This is a genomic window from Arthrobacter sp. NPDC058097, assembly GCF_042884885.1.
GTDB lineage: Bacteria > Actinomycetota > Actinomycetes > Actinomycetales > Micrococcaceae > Arthrobacter.
Genome location: NZ_JBHVSZ010000009.1, coordinates 17,070 through 31,154, shown reverse-complemented (window position 1 = coordinate 31,154; position 14,085 = coordinate 17,070). Strand labels below are relative to the sequence as shown.

Annotated in this window: 12 protein-coding genes; 7 read left to right on the top strand and 5 right to left on the bottom strand. The window is 61.3% G+C overall.

Translation table 11 applies throughout. From position 1 onward, the window contains the following. The first annotated feature begins 130 nt into the window (after positions 1–130). From ACFVTE_RS16055 to ACFVTE_RS16030, 6 genes are all read left to right on the top strand, one after another. Positions 131–928 (top strand): hypothetical protein, encoded by a 798-nt coding sequence (locus ACFVTE_RS16055; protein ID WP_387101967.1) that lies wholly within the window; start codon positions 131–133, stop codon positions 926–928. Continuing rightward, entirely contained in the window at positions 925–1,356 is a 432-nt protein-coding gene (locus tag ACFVTE_RS16050) for a phage holin family protein (RefSeq protein ID WP_387101965.1), read from the top strand. The genes ACFVTE_RS16055 and ACFVTE_RS16050 overlap by 4 nt, the downstream gene beginning before the upstream one ends. Next, entirely contained in the window at positions 1,353–2,030 is a 678-nt protein-coding gene (locus ACFVTE_RS16045; RefSeq protein WP_387101963.1) for a DUF3618 domain-containing protein, read from the top strand. Before ACFVTE_RS16050 ends, ACFVTE_RS16045 begins: the two co-directional genes overlap by 4 nt. Positions 2,031–2,424: 394 nt before the next feature. Continuing rightward, the gene (locus tag ACFVTE_RS16040; RefSeq protein ID WP_387101961.1) at positions 2,425–2,883 is read left to right on the top strand and encodes a DUF4383 domain-containing protein; all 459 of its coding nucleotides are present in this window, start codon (positions 2,425–2,427) and stop codon (positions 2,881–2,883) included. Between the two features lie 118 nt (positions 2,884–3,001). Then, positions 3,002–3,778: a YsnF/AvaK domain-containing protein gene (locus ACFVTE_RS16035; protein WP_387101959.1), complete on the top strand. Its 777-nt coding sequence runs from the start codon at positions 3,002–3,004 to the stop codon at positions 3,776–3,778. Between the two features lie 365 nt (positions 3,779–4,143). Further along, positions 4,144–4,614 (top strand): hypothetical protein, encoded by a 471-nt coding sequence (locus ACFVTE_RS16030; protein WP_387101958.1) that lies wholly within the window; start codon positions 4,144–4,146, stop codon positions 4,612–4,614. Between the two features lie 964 nt (positions 4,615–5,578). Here the strand turns inward: ACFVTE_RS16030 and ACFVTE_RS16025 are convergent. The 5 genes from ACFVTE_RS16025 to ACFVTE_RS16005 all read right to left on the bottom strand — a co-directional run bounded on the left by ACFVTE_RS16025 (position 5,579) and on the right by ACFVTE_RS16005 (position 12,254). Beyond that, entirely contained in the window at positions 5,579–8,377 is a 2,799-nt protein-coding gene (locus ACFVTE_RS16025; protein WP_387101956.1) for a UvrD-helicase domain-containing protein, read from the bottom strand. Between the two features lie 179 nt (positions 8,378–8,556). Beyond that, on the bottom strand, positions 8,557–9,237 hold the full coding sequence (locus ACFVTE_RS16020; RefSeq protein ID WP_387101954.1) for a nuclease-related domain-containing protein: 681 nt from the start codon (positions 9,235–9,237) through the stop codon (positions 8,557–8,559). Between the two features lie 1,555 nt (positions 9,238–10,792). After that, on the bottom strand, positions 10,793–11,419 hold the full coding sequence (locus tag ACFVTE_RS16015) for a DUF6308 family protein (RefSeq protein WP_387101952.1): 627 nt from the start codon (positions 11,417–11,419) through the stop codon (positions 10,793–10,795). 101 nt (positions 11,420–11,520) lie between these two features. Further along, positions 11,521–11,766, bottom strand: a complete 246-nt coding sequence (locus tag ACFVTE_RS16010) for a TIGR02391 family protein (protein ID WP_387101950.1) — start codon at positions 11,764–11,766, stop codon at positions 11,521–11,523. Next, positions 11,733–12,254 carry a hypothetical protein gene (locus tag ACFVTE_RS16005; protein ID WP_387101948.1) on the bottom strand — a complete coding sequence of 174 codons (522 nt, stop codon included), beginning with the start codon at positions 12,252–12,254 and terminating at the stop codon, positions 11,733–11,735. Before ACFVTE_RS16005 ends, ACFVTE_RS16010 begins: the two co-directional genes overlap by 34 nt. A 1,107-nt stretch (positions 12,255–13,361) precedes the next feature. On the opposite strand from ACFVTE_RS16005, the gene ACFVTE_RS16000 reads away from it, so the two are divergent. Then, positions 13,362–14,078, top strand: coding sequence for an SOS response-associated peptidase (locus ACFVTE_RS16000; RefSeq protein WP_387101946.1), 717 nt, complete (start codon positions 13,362–13,364; stop codon positions 14,076–14,078). Positions 14,079–14,085 lie beyond the last annotated feature (7 nt).

Sequence of the window (14,085 nt, the reverse complement as noted above, 5' to 3'; positions counted from 1 at the left end):
CTACACGCCAAAGCGAGACAGACCGGTCGGTACAGAAATTTAGGAAGATTGCTTACTAAAAATTAGTAATCATGCTTAGTATTGCGTCGGTGCTGGTCGTCCCAGCAGTTGACCGCGAAGGAAAGAGAGCATGATGACGGAAAATCAGGGGAGCAACGTCACCGGGTCCTCCTCCCGGGATCCGGAGGCGACCACGATCATCCCGACGACCCCGGACGCCACGTCAGACGCAGTGGCCGGGTCCAAGAAGGACGCGGTGAAGGAAGAGGCGTCGAACGTGGCAGGGCATGCCGCCACCGCCGCACAGGGGGTAGCGCAGACGGCGAAGGATGAAGTCGCCAACGTCGCCGCGGAGGGGAAGTCCAGCGCGAAGGAGCTGTTGTCCCAAGTGGCGTCGGGTCTGTCCGGCCAGGCCGGCGCCCAGCAGCAGAAGGCTGCCGAGGGGATCCGTACCATTTCCGGCCAGCTGCAGGCCATGGCCGATGCACCGGGCCAGCAGGGCGTGGCCAGTGACCTGATCCGCCAGGCTGCGGACCGCTCTTCATCGGTGGCTTCCTGGATTGAGAACAAGGAGCCCGGTGAGCTCCTGAACGAGGTGCAGGGCTTCGCCCGCAACCGCCCCGGTGCTTTCCTGCTGTTGGCCGCAGGCGCCGGCCTTGTGGCCGGACGGCTCACCCGTAGCCTCGCCGCAGGGGCCCCGGCGTCACAAAACGGCGGCCGGCCCGTCCAGCCGGACCGGGCTCCGCAGGCAGCTGCGCTGCCGCAGGAAACGTTCCCCACAGGCGGCGGCGCCGATTTGTACGAGGAGCCTGTTGTCACCGGCGCAGCGCCTGCGTCCACTACGGCGTTGCCGTCAGGAACGGCGGAAGATACGCCTCTGCGGTTCGAGAATGACCCCTATCAGCCGGCCGAAGGACGCGCCCTGTGAGCAGCCAGATTCCGGAGCCGGCGACCAGTGAGGCGCATGTGAAGGCTGATAACGCCTCGTTGGGGGAGTTGCTGGGGGATGTGACCCGGGACTTGTCCACGCTGATGCGCCAGGAAGTGGAGCTCGCCAAGGCCGAGGCCAAGCAGTCCGCCACGCGCGCCGGGAAAGGCGGCGGGATGCTCGCCGGCGCCGGCGTCGCCGGGCACTTCGTCCTGGTCTTCCTGTCACTGGCCCTGATGTTCGCCCTCGGCGCGCTAATGCCTCTGGGTTGGGCCGCGGTGATTGTCGCCATTATCTGGGCGATCATCGCCGCTGTCCTGGCGGCCAAGGGCCGCAAGGAACTCAACCAGATCAAGGGTCTGCCGCAGACAGGCGAAACACTCTCTGAAATTCCCCCAACCCTTAAACCAGGTGAGGTAAACCGATGAGCGAGAACCCCGATGCAATCCGTCAGGAAATCGAAGAAACCCGCGCACGGATGGGCACCAATGTCGACGCGGTCGCGGACAAGGTCACCCCGTCCAACATCGTCCACCGTCAAACCGACAAGGTGAAGTCCAACGTCAAGGACGCCGTCGCCGGTGTGAAGGAAAAGGTCATGGGGGCAGCCGATGCGGCCACGTCCACTGTCCAGGACAAGGTTTCCTCGGGCACCAGCAGCACCGGGGACGCCGTGCACAGTGCAGGCGGGGAGTCCCTGCACGGGGCCAAGGACACGGTGGCCACCAAGCTTTCTGACGCCGGCACCGCTATTTCCCACGCCCCAGCGCAGGTCAAGGCCCAGGCCCAGGGGAGCCCGCTGGCCGCGGGGCTGATCGCATTCGGCGCCGGAATGCTGTTTTCGTCTCTGATCCCGGCCAGCACCAAGGAACGCGAAGCGGCCCAGCAACTCAAAACGGCGGCCGAGCCGCTGGTCGGCAAGGTCAGCGAGGCAGCCAAGGACGTGGTCCAGGACCTGAAAGAACCGGCCCAGGAAGCGGTGGAAAGCCTCAAGGCCACCGCCACTGACGCGGTCCAGAACGTCAAAGCCGAAGGCCAAAGCGCCACGGCCGATGTCAAAGACCATGCCATCGATGCCAAGGACAACGTCCAGAACACATGAGCGGCCAGGACAAGGGGCCGTGAGCCGCACAGCATCCCGTGCGGCGGCTCACGGACCCGGACCAGCAACTCCCCGCCGGGGCCCGGCGCCGGCAACCGTACGCGGCCCCGACCGGGCGTGGAGCAGCGGACTAGGCACCGGCTGGTTACTGTCATGGCCCGGCTTCCCGAAAGCCGTGCTCAACCAACGGCTCGCCAGGTACAAACTCACCACCTCAGGGCTGGGCGCCTTTGGGGCCGTTGCGGAACTTCAACCCACCCTCCGTCTGAGGAACAGAGAACCAAGCGGCGCCGCCCGGCAGGGGACAAAGCGGGCGGGGGGCACGAACCGGGCCGGCCTCCGGCCACGGGCAGGAACAGCGAAACCACCCATCTCGACCAACAGGAGCAACCACATGGCTACAACAAACCGGGCAGCCGGAGCCAAAACCACCCTTCAAAAAGCATCCCAGGCAGTCGGCGCAGTCTTCCTGCTGGTTGGCGTCCTCGGCTTCATCCCGGGCATCACCAGCAACTATGAAGCGCTCTCGTTTGCCGGACACGGCTCCGGAGCGCTGCTGCTGGGCATCTTCCAGGTCTCGGTCCTGCACAACATTGTCCACCTGCTCTTCGGCGTCGCCGGCATCCTGATGTCCCGCACCCATGGACAGGCCCGCAGCTACCTGCTCTACGGCGGCGTGATTTACCTCGTCCTGTGGCTCTACGGCCTGATCACCGGCCATGACACCCCGGTCAACTTCGTCCCGGTCAACACCGCTGACAACTGGCTGCACTTCATCCTTGGAATCGGCATGATCGCCCTGGCCATCATGCTTTCCCGCAACACCCGCACCACCCGTACGGCCACCCGCTAACCACAACGCGGGACACCGCCAAGACCCATACCGGCGCCAATCCCCAACGAAAGTAACGGCCCAAGATCCGTCCCCAGTAAGCAGCACGGCCCATCCCAAAGTAAGAAGGAGTACACCCATGATCAGCACCGAAAACCTCTCCGCACTGACCGCCGCCGGCGGCAATGTCATCGGCTCCGACGGCAGCAAGATCGGATCCATCGGCCAGATTTACGCCGACGACCAGACCTCCGAACCGACGTGGGTCACCGTCAAGACCGGGCTCTTCGGAACCCACGAATCCTTCGCCCCGCTCGACGGCGCGACCCAGGACGGCAACGACATCGTTCTCCCGCACAGCAAGGACAAGGTCAAGGACGCGCCCCGCGTCGCCCCCGACGGCCACCTGGAACCCGACGAAGAAAACCGCCTCTACAGCTACTACGGACTCACCGGCGGAAACGGGTTCGCCGGCACCCAGGACACCACCGGCACGGCCGGACACGGCACGGTCGGGCATGACACGTCCGGCCCCACAACCGATGATGCGATGACCCGGTCCGAAGAACAGCTGCACGTCGGCACCGATAAGCAGGCCACCGGCAAGGCACGGCTGCGCAAGTACGTCACCACCGAGAACGTCACCACCACCGTCCCGGTCGAGCGCGAAGAGGTCCGGATCGAACGCGAACCCATCACCGACGCGAACATCGGCGCAGCCATGGACGGGCCGGCGATCAGCGAAGAGGAACACGAAGTCGTTCTCCACGAAGAACGCCCCGTCGTGCAGAAGGAAGCCGTCCCCGTCGAACGCGTTCGCCTGGACAAAGAGACCATCACCGACGAACACACCGTCACCGAGGAAGTCCGCAAGGAAAACATCGAACTCGATGACGACGGCGGTACCAACCGCTAGACACAAGTCCCACCCGGGAGCGATCCCGGCACGGTGAACCACGAATGGTCCGCCCAGGCCTGAAGGGCGGACCATTCGTGCAAGTCAACCGCTGGCACCTGCTTTATCGGATGGGTGCAAGGGGCCGACGGGTGGCAGGAGGGTCAAGACTTGCCCTTGGCCGCATTTGGCGTTTAGGAGCCGTTTCGGTGATCGCCATCTTCAATACTCGTGGCGTGCGTGCGGGAGACACCCCGAATCGTAAGCATGCTTGCTAATTCCTGTGGCACGTGGCTATGTAGACCAGAAGCAGCGCGGCGCCTCTCGGCGGCGTCCCGTGGCTGCGTATCCAGTCGAAGCTTCACTGATCCAACCGGGAGGTTCTCATGCGTACTGAGGTAGAAACGAGCCGTGCAGCCCAGACACGGCAGCTCCAAGATGCTCTCGTTCTGCGCCTTGCGAAAGGCAGGGAATGGGCGACACCAGGCATCGAAGCGGCGCTGCGACGCATGCTGACGGGAATAGACAGCGGACTGGAAGCCGCATCACCCCGCTTGCAGGCGAGCCTGCGCACGATCGCCGACGAGCTCGCCGGTGGAGTGGAAGCCGCAACGCCCCGGCTTCATGAGAGGATAACGCGGCTCATTCCGGAAGCGGCGGTCCCGGCTCGGGCCGTACCACCTGTCAAACCACCCCGGAAGGCCTGGCTGGTCGCCGCAGTCGCCGCGGCGACCATTACCGGCGGTGTCGCCCTCTGGCAGGCACTTCGTTCATCCGAGCAGGAATCCGCCAGGGAACGGACAGACGCGGAGCAGCCTGCCCCAGCTGAACAAGTGGACATCAACCAGCTGTCGTAACCAATTAGGTCTTGGGGGCCTTGGCTGTTCCACCGCAAAAGCATCATGAGGGGCCACATGGCAGTGGCCCCTCATGGCGTCAACGTCAGCGGCGTGGTGCTTACCCGCGGGTCTGGTCCCAACCGTCGGCTCAACACGTTCCTTGCGACCGTCTCCAGTCTCGGTTTCCTCGTTGGTGAGGGTCTCCTTGTCGACAGGCTGCCGGCAACCTCGGCATTCAAAGCATCCCGCCCGGCCAGTTTCGACGGATACGAATCCAAATCCAAAGCCATACCAGCATCCAGTTCACGGCTATGCCGGCGTTGGTCCGCGAACACATCGTCGGCACACCAGGCCGCCCTTCGGCAAAGCCCTGCTCAAGATTGGCTCAAGAATGACGGAAACCCGTGCCTGAGGCAAAAGCGGCTTCTTACTGGCCGGTAGCTTTAATGCTGGCCGGTGCAGCTTTCCCCCAAGAGCTGCCTTGCCGGGGGCCCCTGCCTGCTGCTGTCTGAGCCGGGCCGGGGCCTCCTTTCCACCCGCTCCGGCTCCCGGCGGACGAGGGCGCTCGGCCCAGTGGCCTCCAACTTCCAGTTCCGGATGGTGGTCCAAACCTCCTTCCGGACTGCACGTCCCAGAACGCGCGTGGAGGCGCAAGTTTCGATATACCCCCACCTGCCTCCTGATGGGTTTTCATGGCGCAGCAAATCAAAAACGACCGTTTCTGAAGGCAGTGCTGGGCGCAGTGGGGGAGTCTATGAGTCGGGGCCAAGATTTCCTTCGAAGCTAGGCTGACTCCGAGCATGTCAATAACGACCTGTTCTGACCCGCTATTGATTCCGTCAGACCCCGATTAGTGGCAGCTTTATGCATGAAAAACCCAGCCGATGGGGGCTCGGCGGGTTTTCCCTGAGTGAGATTACGGTAGGCAGCTTGGGACATGGACTGGACGAGTCTGCGCCATGACCAATGGTGCCACTTTGGCTCATCGAGCATTAGGAGTTCCAGCGTTGGCCTGTGGGCCGTTGGCGTGTTTGTGTCTCTGGACGTTGGTGGTGGTTTTGGCGTAGTTGGCCGTGTTCATTGTTTCTGTGCAGGCGGGGTATTCGCTGCAGCCGTAAAAGGTGCCGTACTTACCGGAGCGTTGGGTCATGAAACCGTTGCCGCAGGCGGGGCAGATCACCGAAGGCATCGTTTGTCCATTGAGGTTTTGCACGGTGAGGCCGTGATCCCGTACCAATTCCTTGATGAAGGGGGATTCCTGGTGCTCAACGGTGAGGAGCAGCACTGATCGTCTGGCACGGGTCAGGGCGACGTAGAAGAGGCGCCGTTCCTCTGCCAGCGGAAAAGCGTCGCCGGAGGGCATCGCGAGTTCGAGCACAGGGTCATCGGTGATGTTGCTGGGGAATCCATATCTGCCTTGGGTCATCCCGAGGACTACGATGTAGTCAGCTTCTAGGCCTTTTGCGCTGTGGACAGTTCCGATCTTTAGGTTCAGGTGGTCCCAGCCGTTTCCGTAGCCGCGGGGAATGCTGGTGAGCATGTGACGGTACCTGGCCAGAATACGGACCTGAACTTTGCCTCCGGCGCCGGCTGGTACGGTCCCCGCACTCACATCATGATTCAGCTGTTCCAGGTAGGTGTTCACGGCGCCGGCGAACCTGTCGGCGTTGTTGGCGAACCGGCTCGCGTCGCCGGCGACCGCGACGATTCTGACAGGGGCCCCGAATTCCGGGGTCCGGGATCGGACTTTTTTGGGCAGTTGTCGCGGGTTTTTCTGGATGAAAGCACCGGAGATGTCACAGATGCTTTGGGTGGACCGGAACGTTCGTTCCAGGCGCAGGGTTTGACCAGGGCCGAAGCATTGGTGGAAGTCGGTCATGACGGACAGGTCAGCGCCGACGAACCTATTGATGCTTTGCCAGTCGTCCCCGACGGCGAACAGGTATCGATCAGGCTGGTTGACCAGGGCCCGGACCAGCCGGGCCCTGGCGTGGCTGGCGTCTTGCAGTTCATCGACCATGACCAGGTGGTATCCGCTGTTCCACCGGCCGGCTTCGATGTGGTCCGCGGCGTGGTTGAGCATGTCCTCGAAATCGATGTAGTTCTCTGCGGCGAGTTCCTGGTCCCATCTGTTGCGGATCGCCGAGAACAGGGTCAGGAAGATCGAATGCCGGAACCGGTTCCTGAGTCCGTGCCGGGATTGGAGACTGTCCCGGAGGGCGGCGTCATCGAGCCGGTTGCTTTTCGCGTGGATCAGGAAGGTCCGGAACGTCCGGACCAGCTCTGCGCTTTCGATCACTGGGCGTCCGGGGATGGGCCGGCCGGGGTCGGGGTCGAGGGCGATGCCGCGGCTGGTGAGTTCTGTTTCCAGGTAGTGGAACGCGGTGCCGTCCCATATTCCTGCCATGGTGGTCTCCAGCAGGGTTGTTCCGTGCTGGTGGTGGGTTGCACGTTTCCATGCGACGCCCTCGAGGTAGCCTTCGAACCCGGTGGCGGGCGGGCGCCCATTTGCGTCCAAGGCGAAATGCTCGTGGTAGACGTCAATGTCGGGGTAGTAGAAATCGGGACAGTATTGACGATGTTCGGCATCGGTGGTGTCGTGTTCGTACCGTGCTTCATACCGGTACTGGACCCCGTTATAGAACAGCCAGTCAGCAATCATCCGTTCGCCTTGGCTTTTGACGATCTCGCCCTGCAGGGTCCGGAAACCCGACGTCTTCGTGACGGTGTCCCAGTCTTCGGGATCGTCGTGTTCCTGTCCAAATTCGGGCAGGTCCCTGCCGAGCACGATACGGAAAAGGTCCCACCAGGTCCGGAAGCGAGGATTGGTATCTCTGAGCGCGTCGACGAGGCGCATCAAATGATGATGGTCTTGTCCGCTGTCCAGCCACGGGGCCAGGGCCGGTTTTCGGCCGGTGGCCTGACCGATGACTTTCAGTCCGAATGCGTGGAAGGTGCGGGCGGCGACCTGGTCACCGTCGAGCCCCAGTGGATGCAGACGGTCTTTGACGCGTTGTTTGAGTTCCTCGGCTGTGTCCTTGTTGAAGGCAAGCAGCAGGATTTTTTCCGCCGGAACGAGGTTCCGGTGCAGGGCGTATGCGGTTTTAGCGACCATGGTGGAGGTCTTCCCGGAACCGGCCGAGGCGATGACCTGTACGCGGTTGTCGAAACAGATCACGGCGTGGGCCTGCTCCCGGGTTAAGGGTGAACGCTCAACCCGGTCGAACAAGTAAGCACAGGATTCCAGCTCCGAAACCACATGCTCCGCGTTTAACTCCGCAATGTGTTCTCCCAGGTCGGCACTCCATAACCGGATTGCTTCCTGCGCAGTGTGGTCGAGAGCGGCAATGTGGCCGGCAAGGAGCGGGTCGCGCAGAAGGTCGCCGAGCCCTTCTCCGGGTTTCGCTTCTTCCCACCGCAGCCGAAAGTCCCGGCTGAGCCATCGCCGCCCGCCGGCAGAGGGCAGGATAGTGTCGGCGAACCCTGCGGCCCAGGCCTTAACCTCAGCGACACGCAGCTGCAGTTCGACAGCCCGCGCGAGTACACGGGCGGATCGGGAGGGAATACCCCGGAGCACGATGCTTCGGCCCTCGTACGGCACTACCAGGCTGGACCACAACACGCCTGGTAGCACTGTCGGCGATACCAGTGCCTCCAGACCGACACGAAATGATGTTCCCTGTTCGTGGACAGTCAGACCGTCATGGTCAAGCGTCAGTTCCCAATTGCCAGAACCGGTGACAAGCTTCCCGAATCCCGAAGGTCCCCACGTCGTCAACATCCGCCCGCCCTCCCCATAGTGTCGTCGCTGGTCCAGCTCAAAAGAGAAGAGCCCGGCTACAAGGAGCAGCCGGGCCCGCAAGTATCAACAGCGTCCGCCACCAAGTATGGCAGCCCTATGGAGCCTACCTGCCGAGGCCTGTGCATAAGCTGCCGGAAGCGGGGGAGCCGAGAAGGACGTCATGAGGATTTGAACCGCAAAGCTACCGACTCACGTACGGCGGCGACATCGATGTCGCCGTCGGTTTCTTCTGTAAGCATTCTGGCCAGCCGTTTCGGCCAGAGAACGTGAATGCCACGCGTCGCGAACGCGCCGCCGATCAGGGGCCAGTCGGCATCAACGAAACACAGCGCCCCAGTGACCGGCACGTCCCCGACGAGCTCGCGTATGAGTTCGACTTGTTTGAGTGCGCCGTCGACCAGCTTCGTGCAGTCGCGCCGTCCTACGAGGAGCTTCTCGACGCGTGGTCGGAGGATGCCGCCCTCGATCTTCAGCTCGGGTCGCCCCTTGTACCGCTTGGCGTCGATCACCCAAATTCCGTCGCGGGTGATGGCAACATGGTCGATGTTCGCCTTCGAGCCGGGGATACGGCGGTCGTGAAGAACCAAGATGTCATTGGTGACCAGGGCATCCAGCCGAACGCCCAGGCGTTCCTCACCGACCGCACCGCGATCCCACGCTTTGGTGCTTTGGCGCTCGTCAGCGAGGGCGACTGCGATGCCACCGAAACGACCCCACTTCTGACGGAGCCTTGCCTCATCATTCGCCTTGCGTCGCTCGTATTCACGTCGGGCGGACGACCCGGCCACTCCGGCCACAGCGGACGACTCACCACGAGGTGGTTCGAGACCGCGCGGCATGGCGTCTGTAGCCTCGGAGGCACATTCCAAGCATCGGACGGTCTCTGTCTCCCTCTCATAGACCGCTTCGGTTCCCGCCGGAACAGCAGCGTCGCACGACCTGCACACCCCCGCGTACCGAAGCCTCATCTGCTTCATGAGGCTGAACGGTGGATCACTGCGCCGGACCGAGCCAGCGTGTCGACGAAGGCCGTCAGACCGCAAATACGCTTTGCCACAGCGACGGATTGCTAACGGATCGCCCAGTCATGGCCGCAGCTTTGGCAAATGGCCCTCTTCTGTGTCTTGAACTTTGTCTTTTCAGTTCCCTTTGATTTTTTCCAAACTAGGTTTGACATCCCTAGAGTTGAAAGTGCTGTCAAGCCGCGGGCCGCATTGTTCACATTTCCGCCAAGGCCGGTTCCGTGCTTTCGAGTGCCTCCCCCCGACTGCAGCATTTCGACACTGACATTGTCGCTGGTGCACTTGACACACTTCATTTGTGGACTCCTCGGGACTAGGTTGATTTCGCCGGAACAAGTCCCATTGGCGACTGGATGAGTACTTTACGACAAAAGTACTTTAGTAGAGCACGCGAACGATCCGATGAAGAACCGATGAGTATTTCCGCAGATTTATCCAAGGTTTTGGTCAAGATCTTTGCCAGTAAGTGAATGGCGGGCGCTAATTGGCCCGGGGTTGTGGGGGAGGAGGGCGCCGATGGTCATTCGGATTGAACCGGCCTCCCGACAGGGCAGAGCTTATTCACCGCTTCTGTCAGTTGCCAGGCCCGGAAGGGCTTGGTCAGATATGCCGAGGCTCCGGAGGCCATGCCGGCCATTTCATCTTCAGGCTCGGATCGGGCGGTAACGAACAGCATCGGTGCATCCGACCGTTGCCGGGTATACCCGGGCCACGTCGAGGCCGTCCATGTCCGGCAGGTTCAAATCCACCGTGACCAGAACCGGTTGGTGTTCCCAGGCCGCCGTCACCCCTTGGACGCCAAGTGGATACGGCATGAACATCGAAGCCCATTCGTGTCAGGATCAGCGTGACCAGATCCTGGATGTCCTGATCATCCTCGATGACCAGGCAAAGCCCGCGTGAAATCAAAATGCCCCACGGCCTGTAAGTGATGCTGCACAGTGTAGAGCGCTAACCTCAAATCTGATAGCAGAGCAGCACTTAGCGCCGCATCGCGCCGTAGTCCCGAAGCCCCTGCACCGGTTAGGGAAGGGGGCCCACGGTCATTCCAACTCGGCTCCGACGCTCACCAATATGCCGGGTGGGGCCAGTTTTAGTTGTCCTTCCGGAGCCAAAAGTACTTGACGCAATCGTCCAGAGTCGGCTTGGAATCTGCTGGGTCTACTGGATGCGGCGAACTGATCTTGTTTGACGGTGGTTGCCGAGGCAACCACGGGGAAGGAGATCTCTCTCAGCGAATCTGCGTTGGCCGCTGTCACGAGGGTGTGGGAAACCGTGCCTGGTAGGGCCGCCTGTAGGCTTCCCTCTCGGGCGCCGCTGTCGAAGCGCGTTACAGACTGCTTCTTGGGTGTACCGGAAATGAGCTGCCCGTTCACGACTGGGCGGGCGTCCAAATCAGGATGTCCGCCAGACGTAGGAGTGACAGTGCCCGTCCATCAGGAGTGACGGTAGTCCCAGCCAAATCTGTTAGCCAGTCGACGTTCGTCCGGATGTCTTCGTTGAGGCATGTACGAACCTCACCTGGAGACCTCGTGCCGTAAAAGTCGTATACCCGGGAATCGATCAAGGGCACGATGTGCGGGCGGCGACGGTGGAGAACTTTAGAAACTGTTATTGCGGTCCACCCGGTTACCTCCAAAGCTGCTCTGTTGGCTGCGGCCAAGCTTTCCACCGCTCGTTCCAATTCGGATACGTCGGCGTATGACTCCAGGTTGTCCGCGTCGCGCAGTTTAACCAAAGCGTTGTCGAGTGCCTTCCGGAGCTGCTGGGCAGGACCGTCACCGTCTGCAAATAGGGGGATGACTTCAGCGGCACTGAGCTTCAAGCTCAGTAGGTTTGCCATCAGCACATCGCCCGGCGAAATGGGTGTGTCCACCTCACCTAAGTGGTCGTATGTATTGAAGGCGTAACCAAGGGTCCGACACGTATAGCGCTCCAGCTTTTCCTCGGCTGATCCCCTCAACGATGCCAAGCTCTTCTTCGGCTTATTTTTCGCCACGGTCTCCCCCTAATTGCATTTGGAAGTGGCTGCCTCCGTGAAAGGCTTTGCTATAACAACCTACACGTGTCGGCCCGGTCCAACCCTGGCGGCCCAACAACTTATACCCGGCGTACTTCGGCCTGGTCGATCCAACGGGCCAGCAAGCTGAAGGCTGCCAGCTGTTCTAGGGCAAGCTGCTCTTCTCCTCCGCTATTTTCCTGCGGCTTATGCATACCGGGATTACGGATCGCTGTGTAAAGCCCGTCGGCATATGATCGAGCACCTCGGTGAAGGTTCTGATAAGTCTTGCCCCCGTCATCTACTGTCAGCCTCAGCCGAGGGGCACCGTCCTTTGGCGCATCCAATGAGAACGCCTCATTGAAAGCGCTGTCTCAGACACGTCCATGCGCTCTAGCTTCGCTTGCGTCTCGGCGTTGACGCGGATAGTCGCCTGCATTACGGCCTGGTGATAATGCCCTGTGTTCCAGTAGGATCGCCCGTTTTCCCAAGCCCATGGGTGAAGGTTGGCAGCATCCATATCGGGGGCGTTATCCCCTAGATTCTCAGCAAGCTCCGCGGCCCTTTGCAGCGCAGCCTTGGCCCGTGAGGCTCGGTCCCGGAGCCAAACAAATTTCATGTCCTTCTCCGGCCGATCCTGTCTCCAACCAGAGAGAACACGATCAAGGATCTGCTCCACCACGTGTGCGCGCTGTGATGCTTCAGTCTTTGACCCGCGCATGTGTGTTCCAAGCATTACGACTCCGCCGCCGCTATTGTCGTAGCCGACTTGGTCGGTCACGTGTAGGAACTGGTGAATCTCTTTGATCGCCCATTCATGGTTCAACTTGCTCATACCAGCATCTTGCCTTGCTACGCCGACATCCCTTGGAAGGCCGGCCTGGAGCGTTCAGCATGGCGATGCCGTCCGTAGCCATGGGGATCCTAAAGACTATGGTCAAAAACGACAGTTTCTGACCTGTTGCCGGCGAGCCTTAGCAACACGTCGAAAAAGTACTCCGACGCTTAGTCAAAACTCGTTGCCGAAAAGAAAACCGGTCAAAAGGGGGATGGGAGGGTTTCTGACGTGTCCAGGAACATAACCGGCTACGCGAGGGTCAGTACTCGCGGTCAATCGCTCGATTCGCAGGTAGATCCCTTAATGGGCTTCCCGAGCAGCTTTGAACGTCGGCTCCTGATGTCACGCAGGCTTGAACCGCGAAGCTATGCACTCGCGCGTTCTGGCCACATCAACATCGCCGGCTGTCTCCGCTGCAAGCACCTTGGCTAGCCGTTTCGGCCAGCGCACGTGAACGCCGCGAGTCGAGAACGCTCCTCCGATCAGGGGCCAGTCTGCTTCGATGAAGCACAGCGCCCCGGTGACCGGAACATCCCCGACAAGGTCCCGAACGACCTGCTTTTGTCCCGGCCGGAAGAGAGACGCCGCAGAGCCGACAGCCTCCGGCGTACCGAATGTTCATTTGTTTCATGAGAACGCGCTTCGGATCATTGGCACGCACCTTATCTGCTTGTAAATGACGGCGGCGGTTAGGCTGCATGCTGCGCGTTGGTCCCTCGACCGCAGGAGTTGAAGTGTCTGCAGCCCGGTGGAGAGTGAACGGATCGGGACCACCTGGGATTGAGCCTTCTTTAAAGAAGGCCCGGATGCTTGGCTGAGGTTCTTCGATCGATGAGGTTTAGGGCGCTGATGATTCCTCGAATGAACCAACGGACGAGGCGTGGCAGAGAAAGTACGGCGGCAACGATGACGCCCGTGAGAACACCAACGCCCAATGGAGAAGCAGACCATGCGAGAACTAGTGCTGTTACTGCATCTATAGTCATGAGCGGAGCATAGTCTGAGCATGTGACATTTAGGTGCAATGCCGGGCCGATGGTTCGTCTTGGGATTGTTGGCAGTCCGTTCCCGATGCTCCCGAGGGTTCTCGGGCAGAATGGCCTCATGTGCGGCAGATATGTGATGTCCAAAGCCACTGGTGACCTTCTGAGCCACTTTGAGGCCAAAGAGGTGGAGGGGAGCCCGCCGCCTCCGAGCTGGAATGTGGCGCCGACCCAGAGTGTGCCGATCGTTGCTGAACGTCTGGATGAGGGCACGATTGACCGGCATCTACTCATTGCGCGTTGGGGTCTGGTCCCGTCCTGGGCGAAGGACATCAAGATCGGCTCCAAGCTGATCAACGCCCGCAGTGAGTCAATCCTGGAGAAGCCGTCCTTCCGGAAGGCTGCAGTAAAGCGGCGTGCGATCGTGCCGGCCGAGGGCTATTACGAGTGGCAGAAGACCGAGGACGGGAAGAAGATCCCGAACTACCTGTACTCGGAGAAGGAGCCCTTGCTGGGCTTCGCCGGGCTGTACGAGTGGTGGGCGGACCCATCCCTGCCCGAGGACGACCCGGGCCGGTGGCTGCTTAGCTGCACCGTGCTCACCACGACGACGCAGGACGCGCTGGGCCATGTGCATGACCGCTCCCCGGTCATCATCCCCAGGGACCGCTTCGCGGAATGGCTCGACCCGGACCTGACCGACAAGAACGCTGTGCGGCATCTGCTGGAGTCCTTGCCCGAACCGACCCTGATACCCCGGATCGTCAGCCCCCGCGCGAACAGTGTGCGGAACAACGGACCCGAACTCATCGAGCCCGTCGAACCTGCAGCCACATAGACTCAAA

Bases quoted from the DNA above. Each gene is read 5' to 3' on its own strand.
- ACFVTE_RS16055 (WP_387101967.1), top strand. From the start codon at position 131: ATGATGACGGAAAATCAGGGGAGCAACGTCACCGGGTCCTCCTCCCGG.
- ACFVTE_RS16045 (WP_387101963.1), top strand. From the start codon at position 1,353: ATGAGCGAGAACCCCGATGCAATCCGTCAGGAAATCGAAGAAACCCGC.
- ACFVTE_RS16040 (WP_387101961.1), top strand. From the start codon at position 2,425: ATGGCTACAACAAACCGGGCAGCCGGAGCCAAAACCACCCTTCAAAAA.
- ACFVTE_RS16035 (WP_387101959.1), top strand. From the start codon at position 3,002: ATGATCAGCACCGAAAACCTCTCCGCACTGACCGCCGCCGGCGGCAAT.
- ACFVTE_RS16030 (WP_387101958.1), top strand. From the start codon at position 4,144: ATGCGTACTGAGGTAGAAACGAGCCGTGCAGCCCAGACACGGCAGCTC.
- ACFVTE_RS16025 (WP_387101956.1), bottom strand. From the start codon at position 8,377: ATGTTGACGACGTGGGGACCTTCGGGATTCGGGAAGCTTGTCACCGGT.
- ACFVTE_RS16020 (WP_387101954.1), bottom strand. From the start codon at position 9,237: ATGCCGCGCGGTCTCGAACCACCTCGTGGTGAGTCGTCCGCTGTGGCC.
- ACFVTE_RS16005 (WP_387101948.1), bottom strand. From the start codon at position 12,254: ATGAGCAAGTTGAACCATGAATGGGCGATCAAAGAGATTCACCAGTTC.
- ACFVTE_RS16000 (WP_387101946.1), top strand. From the start codon at position 13,362: ATGTGCGGCAGATATGTGATGTCCAAAGCCACTGGTGACCTTCTGAGC.